Genomic DNA, 20,641 nt, shown 5'->3' with positions numbered 1-20,641 from the left:
CCTTCATTTAACGTTGGTTTACCAAATTTTGAAATACTATGAATAGAAGTACATTCATAAAGTTTCTTATTTATTTCAACACAATATTCTTCAGAAAAAGAAACAAATTGATTTCATCCCTTTTTCAGTGTCGAAAAATAATTGAATAGCATATTATTAATCATTAAAGGATAATGTGGTCCTGTCTGAAGATTGATGGTATTCAAGTTGATATGAGTAATGCTGCCGGGATGTTCATACAAAAACAATTCTTTCTGATCTGGGAAGAAAAAATAGGTTGTTTCATTAGCTCCCCAGTATAATCTATAATTGTGGTAAAGCTTATAGTAATCATGACCCAACATCCTTTTTAAGTCAGAAGCACGAAAGCCAATACCAGAAGTGGCTTCTTCATTCGAATCATGAATAGGGAAGAGAATAACCATGCCTTCTTTAATTTCCCGTCTTCCAAATATTTCTTCATAAAGAAATAAGGTGTTAGACTTGCTTGGCTTCAGTCTTCATAATCTAAACTTCCTGTGCATATGGTATTTTATGGCACTCACAAGGTATGTTGTAAGGTAGGTCATTTTTCAAATTGTCGATATAGAGATCGGGAGGAGTTCAAGAATCATTTGATTAATGACCGCATAAGGTATTCTTTCCACAAATTTTAAAGTTTGATGATAATTAAAAAAGGAGATTAGGGAGCTTAATGTTAATATAGTTATATGCACCTATTTTTAAAATATTTTATAACCAAAGGTCATTAAGACGAATAGAAAAAAAAACCTCAGTTTTTTCAAACTGAGGTTTTCTGCAGAGAGAGAGGGATTCGAACCCCCGGACCTGTTACAGTCAACGGTTTTCAAGACCGCCGCATTCGACCGCTCTGCCATCTCTCTGTGATTTGGACTGCAAAGATAGGTAAAATGATTTTGTGTCCAAATAATTAGAGCAATTTTTTTTAAATTTTTTCCTTAAGAAAATAACTGCTTGTTGTTCTTTCAAATTCTTCCGGAGCCAAGCATGGTTTGCCGGTTTCAGAATTCACGAATACCAATGTTGTTTCGCCAATATTCAGCAGAACATTCTTTTCATTATAGGTTTCGTATTCAAATTTTATTCTGACTTTCGGTATTTCTTTGATAAAAACTTTAATCCTTAGCAAATCATCATATAGTGCTGGTTTGATAAACTTTGTTTTATATTCTAGCACGGGCATCATGATACCGCTTTCTTCTAAACTTTTGTAACTTAATCCTAAATGACGCATCATCTCCACGCGGGCTACTTCATAGAAAGCAGCGTAATTGCCATAGTAAACATAGCCCATTTTGTCAGTTTCAGCATATCTGACCCTTACCTGAACTTCAAATTCAATCATTATTTAATATTCAGTTTATTTAAAGCTCTTCTATACTTTTCAGCATTCACCTGATGTTGTTCGTATGTTTCTGCGAAATTATGGTGTCCTGTAAGATCGTCACTGGCGCAGAAGTATACATACTTATGATTGGCAGTATTTAGAACAGCATCAATACATTTAGTTGAAGGAAGATTTATGGGTCCTGGAGGAAGTCCTGTATATTTATATGTATTATATGGCGAATCAATAGCAAGGTGACCATCATAAATCCTCTTAATTGTAAAATCTCCTACAGCGAATTTAACGGTAGGATCTGCTTGCAACGGCATTCCCTGTCTTAGTCGGTTTATATAAACTCCTGAAATGATTGATCTTTCATCTTGTTTGTTTGTTTCAGCCTCAACGATTGACGCCAGAATTGTAATTTCTACAGGAGTAAATCCAAGACTTTTAGCTTGAGCTTTTCTTTCATCGTTCCAGAAATTATCGTATTCTTTTTTCATCCTATCAAACAGCTCTTTCCCTTTAATATTCCAGTATACTTCATAAGTATTGGGAATAAACATGGTAATGATTGTTGTTGTGTCAAAACCATACTGGGAAACAAACTTTGTGTCATTTAATAATTTTAAAATGTCCTCTTTAGAAAGAGACAATTGATTATCAAGTTTTTCAGCTAAATCTTGCTTAAGTCTTATTGTATTAAAAACTAGCTTAGCAGGTTCTTGTCTGCCTCGTTTTAGCATGCGAACTGCATTTAAATTTGACATATTGGCAGAAATACGATACATGCCTGGCTTTACTGCTTCTTGATAACCTAAAAGCCTGGATATAAATGCGAAAGACAAATAGTCAGTTACTATTTCATTCTTTTTTAAACTATCTGAAACAGTTTGGAAATTAGCACCTTCAGGAATAAACAAGTATGTATCACCTTTTTTAAACTGCAGATTAGGTGTGAAGAAAATCTGGTATGCATAAAATGAAAAGCATACAAATGAAATTGCAAAAACAACTGCAAAGACTTTAATTTTGTACTTTCTATCTTTCATAAGTCTTCAAAAATAATCAATTCATTTGGAAACAGGAAAAGGGTATTAAGAGGTTCTATTTAAAGTGTGAATTTTTAATAAATAAAATAAGGTTTATATTAAAAAGCAGGGATGAAAGCTAAATTAATAAAAATTAACCCAATAAATCCGCAAATGAATAAAATAGCGGAGGTGGTAGAAGTTTTGCAAAAAGGTGGGGTTATTATATATCCAACGGATACTGTATATGGAATTGGATGTGATATACATAATCAAAAGGCGGTAGAGAGAGTTTGTAAAATTAAAAATATCAACCCTCAAAAAATAAATCTTTCTTTTATCTGCTACGATTTAAGTCATATTTCGGAATACACAAAAAATTTACCAACAAACATTTTTAAAATTATGAAGAAGGCTTTACCAGGTCCTTTTACATTTATTTTAAATGCAAGTGGGAAAGTTCCTAAAATTCTTCATACTAAAAAAAATACAGTAGGAATAAGAGTTCCTGATAATACAATTCCTCGACTGATTGTTAAGGAATTAGGAAACCCTATTATTACAACTTCAATAAAAGATGAAGATGCAATACTGGAATATTCAACAGACCCTGAATTGATTTACGAAAGATTCAAAGGACTTGTGGATATCGTCGTTGATGGTGGGTTGGGGAATATTGAGGCTTCTACTATTGTAGATTGTACGACTGACGAGCCTGAAATTTTACGTGAAGGTCTTGGAAAGATTGAGGAAGTATTATAACCTGTTTGGTTATAATACTTTTAGCTTTTTAGCCAAACGTTTTTCCAGCGTTTATGAGACCAAAGCCAGTCTGAGGGAGATTCTATTATGGTTTTTTCAAGTGCTTTAGCGTATTTTTCAACAAGAGAAAATTTTTCTTCAGGAAATGGAGGTTCAGCCAAAAGTTCATATTTTGTTTCATAAAACCCTCTCTTTATTCGTTTCATACTGAGATAAAACACAGGAAAGGACGTATTTCGTGCTATTTTGTCAGCCCCCACGAAAAAAGGCGTGTCTTGATTTAAAAATTTGGTCCAATACTGAATTTCACCTCCCGGAGGTGTTTGATCTGCGACCATCGCAATACCTCTAGTAATGTCTTTTCTCTTGATAATACTTCTTAACGTATCTTTCATTGGAATTAAGTTAGCTCCAAATTTGGACCTCATTTTTAAGAAAAAAAGATCTGAGTTTTTATTTTTTAAAGGTCGGTAGATTGCATCAACACTGTATTCTGAAAGCATAGAGGAACTTAATAGGAGCCATTCCCAGTTACATTGATGGCCTGTGAGAACTAGAATTGAGTGGCCATTTCTCAGATATTCCAGAGGAAGCTCAATGTTCTTTTGTATGACTTTTTTATTTAATTGTTCTTTGGTCAGGGAAGGAATTAGTAGAGTTTCTAAAATAGTATCAGTAAGATTAGAATAAAACTTTCTGGAGATTCTATTTAGCTCTTGAATAGACTTTTTAGGAAATGAATTTTGAAGGTTTTGAAATACAACTTTTCTTCTGTATTTGATAATATGATAAAGTATAAAGCTTAAAAAATCAGAGAATAAATAAATCCATGAATTTGGGATAAAATAAAAGACAACTTTTAATATTGAATACATTTAAGGGAGATAATTAATAGGAATGGATAAATTTATTAAAATCATTTTTAAAATTGTATTTAATTTTTAGAATATTAATGCAACAAGAATCACAAAGAATAGTATTAGACTTACAGTACCTTCCCTGTATCGAATATTTTTTAAATATATTGAAAGCGAAGGAAGTTGTTTTTGAAAATTCGGAAAATTATCTCAGGCATACTTACAGAAATCGTTGTAAAATATTAACGGCAGATAAGGTTTTGGAATTGTCTGTTCCTGTAAAGCATGAAGGTAAAAAGCTATATACGGAAGTAGAAATCGATTATTCCCAAAAATGGCTTCAGGTCCATCAAAGGGCAATTGTTTCAGCTTATAGAAATGCTCCTTATTTTGAGTATTACTGGCCGTTTTTTGAGGGTATTTATTCCAAAAATCACAAGTCTTTATTTGATATGAATTTTGATTTTCTGACACTTTGTCTGAAATTATTTCAAATTGAAAAGAATATTTCCTTTACAAACAGTTATATAAAAGAATATGAGGGCGTTTTTGATATGCGAAATCGTATTATCCCTAAGAAAAATCAAATGGAAGCCCCCCAACTTGGCAGAATAACGTATAAACAAGTGTTTGGCAGGAATTTTGTAAATAACATGAGCATAATTGATTTACTGTTTTGTGAAGGAAATAATGCAATAAATGTTATGAATACATAAGGGATTCTATTAGGGAAAAGTGAAGCTGATCGAACAAAGGGAAAAATCAGTTTGTTCTCTATTTAAGAGAAAATAAAATATATTAAATAGTTGGTTATTTATAGTAAAAATAATTTAGATTTACGCTATTACTAAATAGCTCCTTTATAATATGGAAGCAAAATTTTCAAACCGAGTTAAAGAAGTAATTTCCCTAAGCAGGGAAGAGGCACTTCGTTTAGGCCATGATTATATTGGAGCAGAACATCTTTTGCTTGGAATGATCAGGGAAGGGGAAGGAGTTGCAATCAGCTTGTTAAAAAAACTGGGTGTTTCTCTTGAAGAGTTGAGACTTGCGGTGGAGCAAGCTACAAAAGGTACTGCTACAGGCAATGTCAAAAACCTGGCCAACATTCCCCTAACAAGGCAATCAGAAAAGGTATTAAAAATTACTTACCTGGAGGCCAAAATTTTTAAGAGTGAATTAATAGGGACAGAGCATTTGCTTCTGTCAATATTAAGAGATGAAGACAACATCGCAACTCAGATTCTTGAAAAATTTGAAGTGAGTTATGATGTGATCAAAGAATTATTAGAATATCATCAGCAAAATCCTATGGCATCAGGCGATACAGACGATTCCGACGAAGATAGCTCAAGAATCTTCGGAGGTAGTGGTTCGGGTGCTGGCAAAGAGCCGGCCAAAGGAACCACAGAAAAATCCAGAACACCTGTTTTGGATAATTTTGGCAGAGACCTTACAAAACTCGCAGAAGAGAATAAACTTGACCCTATAGTGGGAAGAGAGAAAGAAATCGAAAGAGTAGCGCAGGTACTAAGCCGTAGAAAGAAGAATAACCCTATTCTTATTGGTGAACCTGGTGTGGGTAAAACTGCTATAGCTGAAGGTTTGGCTTTGAGAATTATTCAAAAGAAAGTTTCAAGGGTACTTTTCGGTAAAAGAGTAGTAACTCTGGATCTTGCATCTTTAGTCGCAGGAACCAAATATAGAGGACAATTTGAAGAGAGAATGAAAGCCGTTATGAATGAGCTTGAAAAATCTCCTGAAGTAATTCTCTTTATTGACGAAATTCATACTATTGTGGGAGCAGGCGGTGCTTCAGGTTCGCTTGATGCCTCTAATATGTTTAAACCAGCTCTTGCTAGGGGAGATATACAATGTATAGGTGCTACTACTCTGGATGAGTATAGACAATACATTGAAAAAGACGGAGCCCTTGCCAGAAGATTCCAGATTGTGATGGTTGATGCTACTACTCCTGAAGAGACAATAGAGATATTGACTAATATTAAGGATAAGTATGAAGATCACCATCATGTGAATTATTCTGATGAAGCTATTGCTGCCTGTGTAAAATTATCAGATAGATATATTAGCGACAGGTTTTTACCTGATAAAGCAATAGATGTTCTTGATGAAGCGGGAGCTAGAGTGCATATTAATAATATTCACGTTCCAGCTGATATCGTGAAGCTGGAAGAGCAGATCGAAAATATCAAGAAGGAGAAAAACAAGGTTGTAAAAAGCCAGAAATACGAAGAAGCTGCCCAATTACGCGATAAAGAGAAGAAATTCCTTGAACAGCTAGATGCTGCCAAAGTAAGATGGGAAGAAGAAACTCGTAAAAAGAGATATTCTGTTACTGAAGAAAATGTTGCGGAAGTAATTGCTATGATGACAGGAATTCCTGTAAACAGAGTAGCACAGAATGAAGGTAATAAACTGCTGGGAATGGGTAGCGAGCTTAAAGGCAAAGTTATCGGTCAGGATCAAGCAATTGAAAAGCTTGTAAAGGCAATTCAGAGAACAAGAGTTGGATTGAAAGATCCTAAAAAACCAATAGGATCATTTATATTCTTAGGTCCTACAGGGGTTGGTAAAACAGAGCTTGCTAAAGTGCTCGCAACATATCTGTTCGACAAGGAAGATTCACTCGTTAGAATAGATATGAGTGAGTATATGGAGAAATTCTCCGTAAGCAGGCTTGTGGGAGCGCCTCCAGGATATGTTGGGTATGAAGAAGGTGGCCAGCTTACTGAAAAAATCAGAAGAAAGCCATATAGTGTTGTTCTTTTGGATGAAATTGAAAAAGCGCACCCTGATGTATTCAACTTATTGCTTCAGGTACTTGATGATGGGATCCTTACAGACGGTTTAGGAAGAAGAGTTGACTTCAGAAATACTATAATCATCATGACATCTAATATTGGTGCAAGAGATCTAAAAGATTTTGGTGCCGGTATCGGTTTCGCTACAAAAGCTAAACAAGATAATATTGATGAATTGATGAGAGGAACTATTCAAAATGCTCTTAGAAAAGCATTTTCTCCAGAGTTTCTGAACAGACTTGATGATGTGATCGTATTCAACTCTCTTGGTAGAGAAGATCTTCACAGAATTATTGATATCACATTGAACAATGTTTTCAAAAGAATCAATACTCTTGGCTACTCGGTTGAATTGACTGAAAAAGCAAAAGATTTTCTAGCAGAAAAAGGCTACGATCCACAATATGGAGCTCGTCCTTTAAACAGGGCCATTCAGAAGTATCTTGAAGATCCTGTAGCTGAGGAGATCCTAAAAGGAGAAGTTCAGGAGGGTGATACTCTTACTGCTGATTATGATGGAAAGAGTGAAACTCTTACTTTCAAAGTAAAGAAGAAAAAGGTTGAGAAAACTGATGAATAAAAAAAGGCCCGTTAAGGGCCTTTTTATTTCAATATTTTTAAATGTGTCTGATTAGTGACTAGAATCTTTATTCTTCAAGAATGTGATCCACGTATATTCCTGAGCTTTTCATATGGTTAAGCAAAGTTAATTTCCAACCTCCTTTAGGCTTAAATTCTTCATAAGATATGCCCTGAAAATTTAAACCTGTTTCAATGAATTTATCACTTGGATAAAAAGCTATTAAATTTTTAAGTGATGATTGTCCAATGAAATACCCAAGTTCTAGCATTACATTAGAATTGGTCTGAAATTTACCTGTAGTTCCAATCTCCTGATCTCCGGAAAATAAGAATATTCCATATTCACAATCCTTAGCATATTTTACGAATGTTTCGGGAGAATAAGGGACGTCTTCTTCATCAATAACTACAAAATCCATTTTGGTTTTACCAAGAAAAGTACAAACCTTATCTTTCATTCTTGATTCCCTGCCAAAACTTACGAAGATCTTTTTGTTCTCTTCTTTTATTTGATAAAGCAAATCAATAATATGCTTCTGGTTTCTTCTGAAGGTTAGTTTCTCTTCATGACCAAGGCTGTGAGGTAGATCCATCATTATGCCATTGAATTCATCAAGTGACTTTATGTAAATGTTTCTTTTAGGATAAAGAGAGTTGTTTAACAGTTCATAGGACTTTTCATACAAATGATAATATTGCTCTTTCCACTCTCCCTTATACCCAAAATCCTGGAATCGTTTTAGTAAAAAATTAACCTCTTTCATCAATACAAATTTAAAGAATAGACTAGAACTATAGCGAAATAAACGCTAAAATGTTATAGTCTTATTTAAAGATTAACTTAAGCTTAATAACCTCCTTTAAATTTTCTGAAAAACCATTCTAAAGTAACGAGACTGATTAACAGGAAGAAGACCCATTTTAGATTAATAATTTCAGATAGCTCTTCATTGCTGTGAATAATACTTTGAGGAGAAGAGTTTTTTAATATTTCAGGTAATGAGGATAATTTGGTAACAGGAAGAAACACCCCCTTATTTTTGTCTGATATAGTCCTTAATAAATCAAAATCTGAAGTTCCGTTTATCAATTCAATATTTAATTCTTTAATTAAAAACTCACCTTCTGAAGTTTCCTTTTTACCATTAAGAATCGTACTCGCAACATATTTATAAATCCCCTGACTTAATCCTTTGATTTCAAATCTGGAATTTTCAGTATTTACATAGGAATAATGTTTTTTTTCATTTTTCTCTGAAGTGACTGTCAAATTTATGTTTTGGCCATAAATTTTTTCATAGATGTCATTGTACACTTCTGTTTCAAAAAGTACAGGATCACTTGAATAAAATTCTGAGTTTATAGGATAAACTTTGAATTTTCTTTTTTCTTCTCTTGAAGATAAAAGTTGTATGAGATTACCTATTAGTTTGTCAAATACTTTTGTAGTCCCGGTTTCTTTAAATTCAAGCAATCTCCATTCCCAAAGTCCTTCGCCGGAAAATACCGCTACTTTTTTATCATTAGCGTTGGAAAAAAGAAGAAGTGGTTTTACTGTTTGGACATTTCCCAATCTCTGAAATAAAATTACTTCAGCGTTATTCATTGGCTTGAACTCTCCGAATGGAACTGATACTGGAGGGTATTTGGAAATAACAGAGGCTTCTTCAGTGGTAAGTGAGAACTTGTTGAAATCTGGATTATATACCGCCGTAACCTGGTCTAGTTGTTGACCTCTCTGACTTATCTTTAAAGCATTGTTGATCTGATTAAAGCTTGCATAATTTACTTTGTTACCCGTGATATACCATATTGAGCTATTATCTTTACCATATTTATTTAATATTTCAGCTGCTGTATTTTGTAGATCTGGAATTTGATGAAAAATGATAAGATCGTATTTCTCGTTTTTGAATTCCGTGATTCCCGGAATATATATATTCAAACTATAGTTTTCTTTTTGATCGGTTACACTTTTAATCGCTTTGATATCAGGATGAGGTGAGGAAGCTACCAATAGAATTTCTTCTTTCCCTTCAATAACATCAATGTATGCATGACCTGTATTATTTTTATCAGTAAACTCACCTTCTAGGGGTACAACCTCAATTTCATAATGCTGAAGACCTTTTTCGTCAGATGTCAGTCGAAATTCTACTTCTTTTAAATCATAGTTTCTGGAAAACGTAATGATTTTTTTGTCAAGTAGTTTTCCTTTATTTTTTATAATAACGGTGATGTCTTTCCCTTCAAAACCCTGATTTTGAATTTCTGCTACAATCGGAAACGAATTACCCTGATAGGTAAGTTTGTTGTAAAGAATATTTTTGAGGATAATATCTTTCTTTGCGGCCGTATCTCCTAGACCTATTGTGTATAATGGAAATCCCAATTCTTTGTATGCAGGCGATAAACCTTGATTATAAATACCATCGGAAAACAGAATAGTGCCAGCAAGGTTCCTATTTTCATAATTTGATTCAACCTTGTCGAGCAGATAATCAAGATTCGTGGAAGGATTTTTAAAGGTTATATCATCAATGGACAGTTTACCTGATAAGGTAACTATATCAACAGTATAATCTTCTTGTTGGAGGATTTTTTTAGCTTGCTCTATTTCCTTTTTAAGGGCACTTAGTTTTGCTACCCCTGTTGAAATAGTATTAGACTCAGAATCATCTATTGCAAATACAAAAATTGGTTTTTCGAATTCATTTTTGATGTATTGAAGCAATGGTCCGATAAGTAAAAAACAAAGTAGAAAAATCAGAATAAACCTGACAGAAAAAAGTATTTTGTTTAACAGGGGAGACCAAGGGCCTTTTTTGGAATATAGGAGCCACGAATAAGCACCTGCAACACAAAGTGCAGGAAGTATAAACCAAAGGGAATATTCTGTAATGAGTCTAAAGCTTGACATTTTGATTATAAATGAAACAGCCTTTCAAAGAACGTGAAAGGCTGTATTTTTATTTTTATAATTTTGTAAAACTAGGTAAGCATACCACCATCAACCTGAAGAACCTGGCCGCTTATATATTTAGATAAATCAGAACCCAAGAATACAGCACAATCAGCTACTTCTTCAGGTAAACCAGCTCTTTTCATCGGAATTGAATCTTTCCAACCCTGAACTACTTTCTCATCAAGTTCTCCAGTCATTTCAGTTTCAATGAATCCAGGAGCAATTGAATTGCATCGAATATTTCTAGACCCTAATTCTAATGCGACAGACTTGGTGAAACCAATAATTCCAGCCTTTGATGCTGCATAATTTGCCTGACCAGCATTACCTCTTATTCCGACAACCGATGTTATATTAATTATAGAACCGTATTTTTGTTTCATAAGCTGTTTGGTAGCAGCTTTGGTAAGGTTGAAAACCGATTTTAGGTTGGTATTAATAACATCATCCCAGTGTTGCTCTGTCATTCTCATCAAAAGGGTATCACGAGTAATACCTGCATTATTTATTAATACATCTAATGTTCCGAATTCTGCAATGAAACTGTTGATTAATTCCTCTGCAGCAACAAAATTGGATGCATCAGATCTGAACCCTTTAGCTTTAATACCTTTAGATTGTAACTCTGCTTCTAAAGCCTGACCTTTTTCTATACTTGAAAGAAAAGTAAAGCCTACATTAGCTCCTTCCTGAGCATATCTTAAAGCTATTGCTCTGCCTATTCCTTTTGAAGCACCTGTAACTAGTACATTTTTTCCGGATAATAGTCCCATTTAAATATTATGTTTTGGGCCCAAAAATAACTATATAATCTGAAAAACCTAAAATGATGCTTCAAATTCAGACCCGTTTAATTGAAATCTGGTTAGATTAATAATATTTAGCGCACTAAATTTCCCTGAATTTTTTTATAATCCTAAATAATTTAAATTTGCCCCCTGTAAAACTAAAAGTACTTTATGTCTGCAAAATATGATTTAATTGTGATAGGAAGCGGTCCTGGTGGATATGTTGCTGCTATCAGAGCTTCTCAACTTGGAATGAAAGTAGGAGTAGTGGAAAAAGCAGAGTTGGGCGGTATCTGCCTCAACTGGGGATGTATTCCTACAAAAGCTTTGTTGAAAAGCGCTCAGGTATTTGAGTATGTAAAGCATGCTAAAGAATATGGTATCAATGTCGGTGAAAGTCAGGCAGATTTTTCAGCTGTCGTAAAAAGAAGCCGCGATGTTGCCAGTGGAATGAGTAAAGGTATTCAATTCCTTTTCCGTAAAAATAAGATCGATCATATTTCTGGATTCGGTAAAATACTTCCGGGAAAAAAAGTTGAAGTAACTGATGCGGCTGGTAAAAAAGAAGTTTACAATGCTGACCATGTTATCCTTGCAACTGGCGGCAGATCTAGAGAGTTGCCTAATGTGAAAATTGATAACGAAAAGATTATTGGGTACAGAAAAGCAATGGTTTTGGAGAAAAAACCTGAATCTATGGTTATAATGGGATCAGGAGCGATTGGTGTTGAGTTTGCTTATTTCTACAATTCAATGGGAACTAAAGTTACTATTGTAGAATTTATGCCTAATATTGTTCCTGTTGAAGACGAAGATGTATCTAAGCAGCTTGAAAAAGAATTTAAAAAAGCAGGCATAGCAGTGATGACTAACTCAGCTGTTGAATCTGTTGATACAAGCGGAGCTAAATGTAAAGTAAAAGTTAAAACTGCTTCTGGAGTAGAAACAATTGAAGCTGATATAGTTCTTTCTGCTGTCGGTATTGCCACAAACATAGAGGGGATAGGACTTGAGGAAGTTGGAGTTGCCACTGACAAAGGAAAAGTTATAGTGGATGATTATTACAGGACTAATATTCCTGGCGTTTATGCAATTGGAGATATTGTAAAAGGACAAGCGCTTGCTCACGTTGCTTCTGCTGAAGGTATTATTTGCGTTGAAAAAATTGCAGGCCAAAATCCTCATCCATTAAACTATAATAATATTCCTGGCTGTACTTACTGTACTCCTGAAATTGCATCAGTAGGACTTACTGAAAAGCAAGCTAAGGAAAAAGGGTACGAGGTTAAAGTTGGTAAGTTCCCTTTCACTGCATCAGGGAAAGCAAAGGCTGCAGGAGCAAGCGAAGGATTTATTAAAGTTATTTTCGATGCGAAATATGGAGAGTGGCTTGGAGCTCATTTTATCGGAGCCAATGTTACTGAAATGATTGCAGAAGTTGTAGTTGCTAGAAATCTTGAAACTACAGGGCATGAAATTATAAAATCAGTTCACCCACATCCTACAATGTCAGAAGCTATCATGGAAGCTGCGGCTGCAGCTTATAATGAAGTGATACACTTGTAATTGATATCATTTAAATAAAACAAAAGAGGCAGTAAAATCTGCCTCTTTTGTTTTTATCATCTACCTGCTTTTTTAAAGATTTGCAAAGCATTCCGTAATATTTCAGCGCTTTCTTCTGCAGGTTTTGAGCTTATATTAGCCCATGCACCCATTTCAGATCCCCCATGAAATTTTACATTGGTTGCGTCTTTAAGTACAGGAGAAAATTCTATATGTAAACTGTAGTAATTTTTACAGTCAGAATAATCCTTTGAACTATGTGGAGCCTGATGAATGGACATTGTGTATGGCAATGGCTTTTTATATACAGCGTCCAAAGCTCCAGTAATGTCTTTTAAAATCATCGCCAGATCAGTTATTTCTTCATTTGTAAAATCTGCCAAATAACTCTTTTGTCTTCTTGAAGAAATGAATACTCCTAATGGATGTTCTGCAAAATATGGAATATAAGCTAGAAAACTTTTGTTTGAGGTAATTATCCTTTTTTGTTCACTTTCTTCCTGTTCATTTAATTCCAAAATAAGGTTCTTGTTGGTTTGTAAAAAATATTCTTTGCAAGAATCTAGTTCTGTTTTAAGCTTGAGGGGAACAAAGGGATAACCGTAAATCTGCCCATGCGGATGGTGTATTGAAGAACCTACCTCCTGACCTCTGTTTTCAAATATATGAATATACTCAATTGAAGAATCTTTACTCATTTCGAGCGTACGGTCTCTCCATAATTTTATGAGCTTCTCAACATGAGAATTTTCCAAGTCATATAGAGTCGCAAAATGATCCGGAGAGTATAGTATAACTTCACATTGGCCGTGACTTGCTCCAGATTTAAAAAAAGATCCAGTTTCTTGTTCGGGAGCTTTGAATTCATTTGACAATACAGGAAACTCGTTTGGAAGAGAAAGAACATCATAAGTGTCTTTTATTTTTCCACTTCCTGGACAAAACGGACATTCATCCGGAAATATAGGTCTCTGAGTTCTATTAGTGGCGATTAAAGTGTAAGTTTTTAGTAAAGGATTCCACCTTAAATGATTCATGCGGTAAAAATTTAAACAAAATAAATTTCCAGATAAATTAACCGGGAACTATAATTTTTAACTGGATATAGATTTAAAAGGTTGCCAGGATATTAATTTTCTTTAAAAAGTAATATTAATGATGATTAAAGTTCTTTTTACGTTAATTTTTCAAAAAATATCAAAATCTCGAAACTTTATAAATGCAAATTAATTAACTTTAATAGAAAGGATTTTTTATTATAATGGAAGGTAAAACAATATTAGTAACTGGCGGAGCCGGATATATCGGTTCTCATACCGTGAGACTTCTTGCGGAAAAAAAATATAAGGTAATTGTCGTTGACAATCTTGTTTATGGTCATGAGGAGGCAATCCTGGATAAAAATGTACAGTTAGTAAAAGCCAATATCGCAGATGGAAAGGCTATGACTACCTTGTTTTCAGAAAATAAAATAGATGCAGTACTTCATTTTGCTGCATACGCTTATGTTGGTGAGTCTGTTAAAGATCCTGCAAAATACTATCTGAATAATATAGCAGCTCCTTTAAGCCTGATAGAAGTAATGAGGGCATTTAACTGCAACAATTTTATATTTTCTTCTACATGTGCTTCATATGGAAATCCTGTAAGATTGCCTATCGATGAGAATCATCCTCAGAATCCCATTAATCCCTATGGACAAAGCAAATTGATGCTTGAAAAAATCCTTAAGGATTATGGTACTGCTTATAATCTTAATTACTTTTTTTTAAGATATTTTAATGCTTCAGGTGCATCAAGAGATGGACTAATTGGTGAAGATCACGATCCGGAAACACACTTAATCCCATTGGTAATTGAAGCAGCGAAGGGTACTAGAGGCCCAGTTACTGTATTTGGAACAGATTATGACACACCCGATGGAACATGTATCAGAGATTATATTCATGTGGAAGATCTTGGAAGGGCTCACATACTTGCACTAGAGCATTTATTGAAAAATAAGGGATCTGCAATTTGTAATTTAGGGACAGGAAAAGGTTGTTCTGTAAAAGAAGTTATTGAAACAGTAGAGAAAGTTACTGGTTTGAAAGTGCCAGTCATATATGGACCAAGGAGAGATGGAGATCCAGCGCTTTTGGTATCAGATCCTACTGCAGCAAAAAACATTCTTGGATGGGTAGCTGAGTACCAGGATCTTTCTAAAATCATTGAAACTGCCTGGAAATGGCATAATGGAGAGAGGAATGGAAGATATACCCCTAAAAGCAAGGAAATAAACGCCATTTAATTTATTAAAATAATTAAATATTAAGGAGATCAGTTTGAGTACAGCTGATCTCTTATTTTTTTGTGGGGTAGCTTATTTATAAGAAAAACACCTGTTAGAATTAAAATACTATAAGCAATTTTTTCTGGCGTCAATTCATCTTTTCCCATCGTCAAAGCAATGGTTGCAGCAACCATGGGTTGTAAATAAATGTAACTTCCAGCAACAGAAGGATTTACTTTTTTTAATACTCCCACATTGAGAATATAAGAAATATATGTTGCAAAAATTATTATGAAACCAATTGACAAATAAGCAGTCGTATCGAAGTTTTGCCATTCAGTTTCCATAAACGAATTAAAACTAAAAGGTAGCACTAGGAAGAAGCCCAGGTTAAACATCCATCTGGAAATTGTAATAAAGTGATATTTTGCTAGCAGAGGTTTAGCTATTACAAGAAATAAGGCCCAGCTAACAGCGTTTAAAAGAACAAGGATATCACCTACAAATAGTTCATTAAACTGATCTTTACCCGAAAGCAGCAGTGCAGCTGTACCAATTGTACCCAATAATAATCCTAAAATTCTGAAAGCAGTAATTCTTTCAAAACCGTTGATAGCGGAAATAACCAGGACAATAATCGGACTTACCGTCATCATTAAAGAAGCATTGATCGGTGAAGTAAGACTCAGACCTTTATAAAACAATAATTGATTGCAAGCAACACCAAAGAGTGCACAAAAAAAGAGCCTTTTCCGGTCAGATACATCTATCTTTTCTTTAATGAATAATCCTAATGCATTGAAAAGAAGAATAGTTGAAATGATTCTCAATAGTATAATTGCAGAAGGCGCAATATATTCCGGGGTAGCAAATTTTGAAATTGTATAATTAGCTCCTGCTATAAAGGTTGATAATAATAACAACCCATGAGATTTTAAATCCTGCTTCACGATTCTGTTTCGTTGTTAAACCGGAATTTTTTTTAATTTGTTAAACATAAGAAAATTTTCAAATTTTGAATTCCTAAACCCGTTAAATCATAGAAAATAAATATACATCCGGACAACCATTGGCCGAAAGATTAAGGCCTACAAGCCTAGATGATTTTATAGGTCAGAAACATCTTGTAGGAAAGGGCGCTGTATTAAGGAAAATTATAGAGACAGGATCTATTCCATCTATGATTTTCTGGGGGCCACCTGGGGTGGGAAAAACGACTCTTGCAAATATCATTGCAGCACAGTTAAAGACTCCCTTTGTTACACTCAGTGCTATAAGCGCAGGTGTAAAAGATGTAAGAGAGGTAATTGAAAGAGCTAAAGGCACCCGTAAGACTGTCCTCTTCATTGACGAGATTCACAGGTTTAATAAATCTCAGCAAGATGCTTTGTTAAATGCTGTTGAAAAAGGGATAATTACCCTTATAGGAGCTACTACTGAGAATCCTTCATTTGAAGTCAATAGCGCTCTTTTATCCAGGTCACAGGTTTATACTCTTAAAGCCTTGGAAGAGGAAGAATTGAAAGGAATGTTGACTCAGGCTATGGAAAAAGATTTTCTTTTGAAACAAAAAAGGATTGAAATAAAGGAATATGCTGCGATGCTCAATCTTTCAGGCGGGGATGGAAGAAAATTATTGAATTTGTTTGAGCTGGTAGTTGATAATTTAAGTGATAAGGAACCAGTTGAAATTACAGATGAAGTTGTCTTAAATATTGCGCAGAGGAAAGTTGCATTATACGACAAACAAGGAGAGATGCATTATGATATTATCTCCGCTTTTATAAAGTCAATAAGAGGAAGTGATCCGAATGCCGCTGTATACTGGCTTGCAAGAATGATAGAAGGTGGTGAGGATGTAAAATTCATAGCCAGAAGATTGGTTATACTTGCTTCAGAAGATATTGGAAATGCCAATCCTACTGCTCTCGTCATGGCTACGACCTGTTTTCAGGCTGTCCAAGTTATTGGTTATCCCGAATCTGATATTATCCTTTCCCAATGTGTTACTTACCTTGCTTCTTCTCCTAAAAGCAATGCATCTTATGTTGCTATCAAACAAGCGCATGAGCTTGTTAGGCAGACAGGAGACTTACCTGTGCCAATTCATTTGCGGAATGCTCCGACCAAATTAATGAAAGAACAAGGATATGGGAAAGATTATAAATATGCCCATGATTATGATAATAACTTTGTTGAGCAAGAGTTTTTGCCAGATAAAATTAAAGGAAGAAAATTATTCGAACCTGGAAATAATGCCAGAGAAAACGAACTCCGAACAAGGCTGAAAAAACTATGGAAAACCAAATATGGATATTAAAATTTAAACAGTATTTATTCAGGTTTTAAAAATAAGCTTGCACTAAAGAATCTGCAATATTTGTTAATTTATTAAAGCGTAAAATATTCAGAATTATGAAGGTGAGAAGTTTTGACGATCTATTCATAGATCTCTTTCGAGACCTATATAGTGCAGAAACCCAACTGGCAGAAGCTTTGCCGGAGATTATAGAATGCTGTTCGAATCCAGACTTAAGAAAGGCTTTTGAAAAAAGTTTGAATACAACTCAAAAAGACATTGAAAGACTGGATAGTATTGCAAGAGAAATGGAAGTTGATCCATATGGACAAACTTGTCCAGTAATGGGAGGCTTAATAAGCGAGATAAAAGAATTCTTTAAAGATGTTGAAGATGAAAATGTATTGGATGCAGCTCTGATTGTGGGCCTTCAAAAGGCAAGGCATTATGAAATTGCAAGTTTTGGAACAGTTGCTGCATTTGCCCATATATTAGATTATGGTAATGTTGGAAATGTCTTTCATGAAATAAAGGATGAAAAGCAGGAAGATGATGCGGATTTGACCAATCTTGCGAAAGGCATGATCAATGAAAAAGCATTATTTCATTATTAATATTAATCCTGACTATGAAAAGGTTGAAACTAAAAGAATATGATTTCAACCTTTTCAGGGTTATTTTACTTTTTTGCAGTAAATTGTGTTTACTTAAATCCGAATTTCTATATTAAGTAAAGAACGTGAAAAACGTATAGTTTAAATTAACTTCGTGAGAAATTTTTTATACATTTTTTTATTGTTATTCTTAATTGCTTGCCATTCAGTAAGTGCACAGCCATATAATTACAGATGTAAATATCCTTCTGTTATCATAGGGGGAGTAGGTAGCTATGCAAATGGAGATATTAAATCCTCATTGGTCACCATAAGGCCAGGACTTTCATTAGGTTTTAATAAAAGAATATATCCAAGACTTTCATATGAATTCGACTTTCTATGGTTTAGACTTTTAGGAGACGATTACCTTTCTTCAGATAAAAAACTGGAATCTGATAATTATCTTAGAAACCTTCATTTTAGGAATGATATAAAAGAGTTATCATTTACTATAAGATATGATTTGCTACCTAATACAGATCATTATCGCAAACGTCCTATTTACAATGCTTATGTTTTACTGGGAGGTGGTGTTTTTTACCATAATCCAATGGCCAAAAATGATGCAGGGTCTTGGATAAATCTTAGAAAATTGGAAACTGAGGGTAAGTCATATTCAAATATTCAATTTTCAATACCTGCCGGTTTGGGATTCCGGTATAAGCTTGCTATTCAATGGGACCTTGAGCTGGAATTCACATATAGGTATACTTCTACTGATTACCTTGATGATGTTAGCGGTAGATATATCAATCCTGACCTTTTAAAAAGTGATCAGTCCAGACAAATGTCAAATCGTTCCGCATCTCTAGTCGGATCTTATAACGGAGGAAAGAGAGACATTGAATTCATCAATAATACTCTAGAAGAACAATTTGTTAATCTGGGTTCGGGATATTCCTATTCAACTTCCAAAGCTCCTGGAAGCAAGAGAGGAAGTAAAGGGGGGCCTGATAGTTATGCTTTGGTTTCGCTGAGGTTAATTTACATTATTCCTGGTAAGATATATTGCCCAAAATTCAGATAGTTAGCCTAAAAAGTAGCCGGAAAATTTCATTTTTTAAAGATTTCAGTATTTTATGCTTAGGATTTTTTTATAAGAACCAAAAACTTTTATTTTTGTGGGGTATAATCTAACTAAAGATTCATGAGCGTACTAGTCAATAAACAGTCCAAAGTGATAGTGCAGGGTTTTACAGGCTCTGAAGGAACATTCCATGCCGGTCAGATGATCGAATACGGAACAAACGTTGTTGGAGGAGTAACTCCCGGTAAAGGCGGCACTAAACATCTTGATAAACCTGTATTTAATACAGTGGAAGATGCAGTTAAAGAAACAGGTGCTAATGTTTCTATAATTTTTGTACCTCCGGCTTTCGCGGCAGATGCTATTATGGAAGCTGCCGATGCAGGTATCAAAGTAATCATATGTATTACAGAAGGAATTCCTGTAAAGGATATGATCAAAGCAAAAGAATATATCAAAGGAAAAAATCTAACTCTTATCGGACCTAACTGTCCTGGAGTAATGACTCCGGGAGAAGCTAAGGTTGGTATAATGCCGGCATTTATCCATAAGCCTGGTAAAATAGGTATTGTGTCTCGTTCCGGAACATTGACTTATGAAGCAGTAGATCAACTATCTAAAGTTGGTTTGGGACAATCTACCTGTATTGGTATCGGTGGAGATCCTGTAATTGGAACCACTACTAAAGAAGCTGTTAAGTTATTGATGGACGATCCTCACACAGAAGGTATCATCATGATTGGTGAAATAGGTGGAAGTATGGAGTCTGAAGCTGCTAAATGGATCAAAGAAAACGGTACTAAACCGGTTGTTGGTTTCATTGCTGGTCAGACTGCCCCTGCAGGTAGAAGAATGGGACATGCTGGTGCTATTGTAGGTGGTGCGGATGATACTGCTGCTGCAAAAATGAAAATCATGAAAGACTGTGGTCTGTTTGTTGTTGAATCTCCTGCTGATATCGGAGAGACAATGCTAAAAGCACTTCAAAAAAGCAAAGCAACTGCTTAAAACATAAAGAGGCTGTTTCATTGAAACAGCCTCTCCTTTTTTTATTTTCCAAGCATACTATCTTTAAGATCTTCATCTGCAGGATCATCACCTAGCCAGATAGTAAACAACAATTTTTTAAAATCCAGACCTTCCACTTGAGTTTTTAGTTTGCCATTTTTATAGAGTTTTACTCCTGCTCCCGGCGAATAGGTAATGTCTATGACATCTTTGTTATGAATTTCTTCCTTAAATGCCTGCATTAGCTGGTCAATTTTTGCCTTATATGGTGCAGTATTGCCCTTGGTAGCTTTTTCAAACCCCTCTTTAATGGTTTCTTCCATTTTTTTGTTTGTGATCTTATCAGATATAACATACATTCTAATGGCTTGAGGAGCATCCTGATTGATGATAGATTTAGGATCTTTATTTTTTTCTTTTAAATAGAGAGCGCCAACATAGAGGTCAAATATGTATTTAGTTCTTATTCCGGCACCGTTTAACTGAAGCTTGCCCTTTTCAGTATCTATAGTAGCTGGAACATCCACACCTTTAATTTTTGTCTGAGCATGGCTTTTAAAGGTAGAAAGGATTAAAAAGCCAATGAAAAAAAGTATCTGATTTTTTGTCATATTCTTAGTCAGTTTTAGTAATAATAGCAGTAATGATATTTTGT

General features: G+C 34.5%; 19 protein-coding genes and 1 tRNA gene. 9 read left to right on the top strand and 11 right to left on the bottom strand.

Annotated features, from left to right (window positions below; translation table 11 throughout):
• Window positions 1-113: 113 nt before the first annotated feature.
• The 4 genes from J7604_RS04425 to mltG all read right to left on the bottom strand — a co-directional run bounded on the left by J7604_RS04425 (window position 114) and on the right by mltG (window position 2,400).
• Window positions 114-425, bottom strand: a complete 312-nt coding sequence (locus J7604_RS04425; RefSeq protein ID WP_293891650.1) for a hypothetical protein — start codon at window positions 423-425, stop codon at window positions 114-116.
• 374 nt (window positions 426-799) lie between these two features.
• Window positions 800-884, bottom strand: a tRNA-Ser gene (locus J7604_RS04420).
• 62 nt (window positions 885-946) lie between these two features.
• Window positions 947-1,366: a thioesterase family protein gene (locus J7604_RS04415; RefSeq protein WP_293891647.1), complete on the bottom strand. Its 420-nt coding sequence runs from the start codon at window positions 1,364-1,366 to the stop codon at window positions 947-949.
• The gene (gene mltG / locus J7604_RS04410; RefSeq protein ID WP_293891644.1) at window positions 1,366-2,400 is read right to left on the bottom strand and encodes an endolytic transglycosylase MltG; all 1,035 of its coding nucleotides are present in this window, start codon (window positions 2,398-2,400) and stop codon (window positions 1,366-1,368) included. The genes J7604_RS04415 and mltG overlap by 1 nt, the downstream gene beginning before the upstream one ends.
• Before the next feature lie 111 nt (window positions 2,401-2,511).
• On the opposite strand from mltG, the gene J7604_RS04405 reads away from it, so the two are divergent.
• Complete coding sequence (locus J7604_RS04405; RefSeq protein ID WP_028981838.1) at window positions 2,512-3,141, top strand: L-threonylcarbamoyladenylate synthase; 630 nt, start codon at window positions 2,512-2,514, stop codon at window positions 3,139-3,141.
• 20 nt (window positions 3,142-3,161) lie between these two features.
• On the opposite strand, the gene J7604_RS04400 is transcribed toward J7604_RS04405, so the two are convergent.
• Window positions 3,162-4,016: a lysophospholipid acyltransferase family protein gene (locus tag J7604_RS04400; protein ID WP_293891639.1), complete on the bottom strand. Its 855-nt coding sequence runs from the start codon at window positions 4,014-4,016 to the stop codon at window positions 3,162-3,164.
• A gap of 77 nt (window positions 4,017-4,093) precedes the next feature.
• On the opposite strand from J7604_RS04400, the gene J7604_RS04395 reads away from it, so the two are divergent.
• Both J7604_RS04395 and J7604_RS04390 read left to right on the top strand, forming a co-directional pair.
• Window positions 4,094-4,714 (top strand): WbqC family protein, encoded by a 621-nt coding sequence (locus tag J7604_RS04395; RefSeq protein WP_293891636.1) that lies wholly within the window; start codon window positions 4,094-4,096, stop codon window positions 4,712-4,714.
• Window positions 4,715-4,865: 151 nt separating this feature from the next.
• On the top strand, window positions 4,866-7,403 hold the full coding sequence (locus J7604_RS04390) for an ATP-dependent Clp protease ATP-binding subunit (protein ID WP_293891633.1): 2,538 nt from the start codon (window positions 4,866-4,868) through the stop codon (window positions 7,401-7,403).
• Window positions 7,404-7,470: 67 nt separating this feature from the next.
• Here the strand turns inward: J7604_RS04390 and J7604_RS04385 are convergent, their stop codons facing one another.
• From J7604_RS04385 to fabG, 3 genes are all read right to left on the bottom strand, one after another.
• Window positions 7,471-8,169: a TIR domain-containing protein gene (locus tag J7604_RS04385; protein WP_293891631.1), complete on the bottom strand. Its 699-nt coding sequence runs from the start codon at window positions 8,167-8,169 to the stop codon at window positions 7,471-7,473.
• An 83-nt stretch (window positions 8,170-8,252) separates the two neighbouring features.
• A complete protein-coding gene (locus J7604_RS04380; protein WP_293891628.1) occupies window positions 8,253-10,325 on the bottom strand; it encodes a VWA domain-containing protein in 2,073 nt (690 codons plus the stop codon).
• A 71-nt stretch (window positions 10,326-10,396) separates the two neighbouring features.
• A complete protein-coding gene (gene fabG / locus J7604_RS04375) occupies window positions 10,397-11,143 on the bottom strand; it encodes a 3-oxoacyl-[acyl-carrier-protein] reductase (protein WP_293891625.1) in 747 nt (248 codons plus the stop codon).
• A gap of 186 nt (window positions 11,144-11,329) precedes the next feature.
• Between fabG and lpdA the strand changes: the two genes are divergently transcribed.
• Complete coding sequence (gene lpdA / locus J7604_RS04370; protein WP_293891622.1) at window positions 11,330-12,724, top strand: dihydrolipoyl dehydrogenase; 1,395 nt, start codon at window positions 11,330-11,332, stop codon at window positions 12,722-12,724.
• 56 nt (window positions 12,725-12,780) lie between these two features.
• Here the strand turns inward: lpdA and galT are convergent, their stop codons facing one another.
• The gene (gene galT / locus J7604_RS04365; RefSeq protein ID WP_293891619.1) at window positions 12,781-13,761 is read right to left on the bottom strand and encodes a galactose-1-phosphate uridylyltransferase; all 981 of its coding nucleotides are present in this window, start codon (window positions 13,759-13,761) and stop codon (window positions 12,781-12,783) included.
• A gap of 224 nt (window positions 13,762-13,985) precedes the next feature.
• Between galT and galE the strand changes: the two genes are divergently transcribed.
• A complete protein-coding gene (galE, locus tag J7604_RS04360; RefSeq protein ID WP_293891616.1) occupies window positions 13,986-15,014 on the top strand; it encodes a UDP-glucose 4-epimerase GalE in 1,029 nt (342 codons plus the stop codon).
• 29 nt (window positions 15,015-15,043) lie between these two features.
• Here galE and J7604_RS04355 read toward each other — a convergent pair whose 3' ends face one another.
• Window positions 15,044-15,946 carry a DMT family transporter gene (locus J7604_RS04355; RefSeq protein ID WP_293891613.1) on the bottom strand — a complete coding sequence of 301 codons (903 nt, stop codon included), beginning with the start codon at window positions 15,944-15,946 and terminating at the stop codon, window positions 15,044-15,046.
• A 119-nt stretch (window positions 15,947-16,065) separates the two neighbouring features.
• Here J7604_RS04355 and J7604_RS04350 point away from each other — a divergent pair, with 119 nt between their 5' ends.
• The 4 genes from J7604_RS04350 to sucD all read left to right on the top strand — a co-directional run bounded on the left by J7604_RS04350 (window position 16,066) and on the right by sucD (window position 19,986).
• Window positions 16,066-17,316 (top strand): replication-associated recombination protein A, encoded by a 1,251-nt coding sequence (locus J7604_RS04350; protein ID WP_293891610.1) that lies wholly within the window; start codon window positions 16,066-16,068, stop codon window positions 17,314-17,316.
• A gap of 95 nt (window positions 17,317-17,411) precedes the next feature.
• A complete protein-coding gene (locus J7604_RS04345; RefSeq protein ID WP_293891607.1) occupies window positions 17,412-17,909 on the top strand; it encodes a DUF892 family protein in 498 nt (165 codons plus the stop codon).
• 154 nt (window positions 17,910-18,063) lie between these two features.
• Entirely contained in the window at window positions 18,064-18,978 is a 915-nt protein-coding gene (locus tag J7604_RS04340; protein WP_293891604.1) for a DUF6089 family protein, read from the top strand.
• 120 nt (window positions 18,979-19,098) lie between these two features.
• Complete coding sequence (gene sucD / locus J7604_RS04335; protein WP_045456943.1) at window positions 19,099-19,986, top strand: succinate--CoA ligase subunit alpha; 888 nt, start codon at window positions 19,099-19,101, stop codon at window positions 19,984-19,986.
• Window positions 19,987-20,027: 41 nt separating this feature from the next.
• Here the strand turns inward: sucD and J7604_RS04330 are convergent, their stop codons facing one another.
• The gene (locus J7604_RS04330) at window positions 20,028-20,597 is read right to left on the bottom strand and encodes a chalcone isomerase family protein (RefSeq protein ID WP_293891595.1); all 570 of its coding nucleotides are present in this window, start codon (window positions 20,595-20,597) and stop codon (window positions 20,028-20,030) included.
• Window positions 20,598-20,641 lie beyond the last annotated feature (44 nt).

This window comes from Sporocytophaga sp., assembly GCF_017745095.1.
GTDB lineage: Bacteria > Bacteroidota > Bacteroidia > Cytophagales > Cytophagaceae > Sporocytophaga.
This window is presented reverse-complemented; position numbering and strand designations above follow the sequence as displayed.

Excerpts from the sequence above, each read along its gene's own strand:
- J7604_RS04385 (WP_293891631.1), bottom strand. The coding sequence starts at position 8,169 with ATGAAAGAGGTTAATTTTTTACTAAAACGATTCCAGGATTTTGGGTAT.
- J7604_RS04345 (WP_293891607.1), top strand. The coding sequence starts at position 17,412 with ATGAAGGTGAGAAGTTTTGACGATCTATTCATAGATCTCTTTCGAGAC.
- J7604_RS04405 (WP_028981838.1), top strand. The coding sequence starts at position 2,512 with ATGAAAGCTAAATTAATAAAAATTAACCCAATAAATCCGCAAATGAAT.
- J7604_RS04395 (WP_293891636.1), top strand. The coding sequence starts at position 4,094 with ATGCAACAAGAATCACAAAGAATAGTATTAGACTTACAGTACCTTCCC.
- J7604_RS04380 (WP_293891628.1), bottom strand. The coding sequence starts at position 10,325 with ATGTCAAGCTTTAGACTCATTACAGAATATTCCCTTTGGTTTATACTT.
- J7604_RS04400 (WP_293891639.1), bottom strand. The coding sequence starts at position 4,016 with ATGTATTCAATATTAAAAGTTGTCTTTTATTTTATCCCAAATTCATGG.
- lpdA (WP_293891622.1), top strand. The coding sequence starts at position 11,330 with ATGTCTGCAAAATATGATTTAATTGTGATAGGAAGCGGTCCTGGTGGA.
- J7604_RS04330 (WP_293891595.1), bottom strand. The coding sequence starts at position 20,597 with ATGACAAAAAATCAGATACTTTTTTTCATTGGCTTTTTAATCCTTTCT.
- mltG (WP_293891644.1), bottom strand. The coding sequence starts at position 2,400 with ATGAAAGATAGAAAGTACAAAATTAAAGTCTTTGCAGTTGTTTTTGCA.
- J7604_RS04390 (WP_293891633.1), top strand. The coding sequence starts at position 4,866 with ATGGAAGCAAAATTTTCAAACCGAGTTAAAGAAGTAATTTCCCTAAGC.
- J7604_RS04425 (WP_293891650.1), bottom strand. The coding sequence starts at position 425 with ATGGTTATTCTCTTCCCTATTCATGATTCGAATGAAGAAGCCACTTCT.
- galT (WP_293891619.1), bottom strand. The coding sequence starts at position 13,761 with ATGAATCATTTAAGGTGGAATCCTTTACTAAAAACTTACACTTTAATC.
- J7604_RS04415 (WP_293891647.1), bottom strand. The coding sequence starts at position 1,366 with ATGATTGAATTTGAAGTTCAGGTAAGGGTCAGATATGCTGAAACTGAC.
- sucD (WP_045456943.1), top strand. The coding sequence starts at position 19,099 with ATGAGCGTACTAGTCAATAAACAGTCCAAAGTGATAGTGCAGGGTTTT.
- fabG (WP_293891625.1), bottom strand. The coding sequence starts at position 11,143 with ATGGGACTATTATCCGGAAAAAATGTACTAGTTACAGGTGCTTCAAAA.
- galE (WP_293891616.1), top strand. The coding sequence starts at position 13,986 with ATGGAAGGTAAAACAATATTAGTAACTGGCGGAGCCGGATATATCGGT.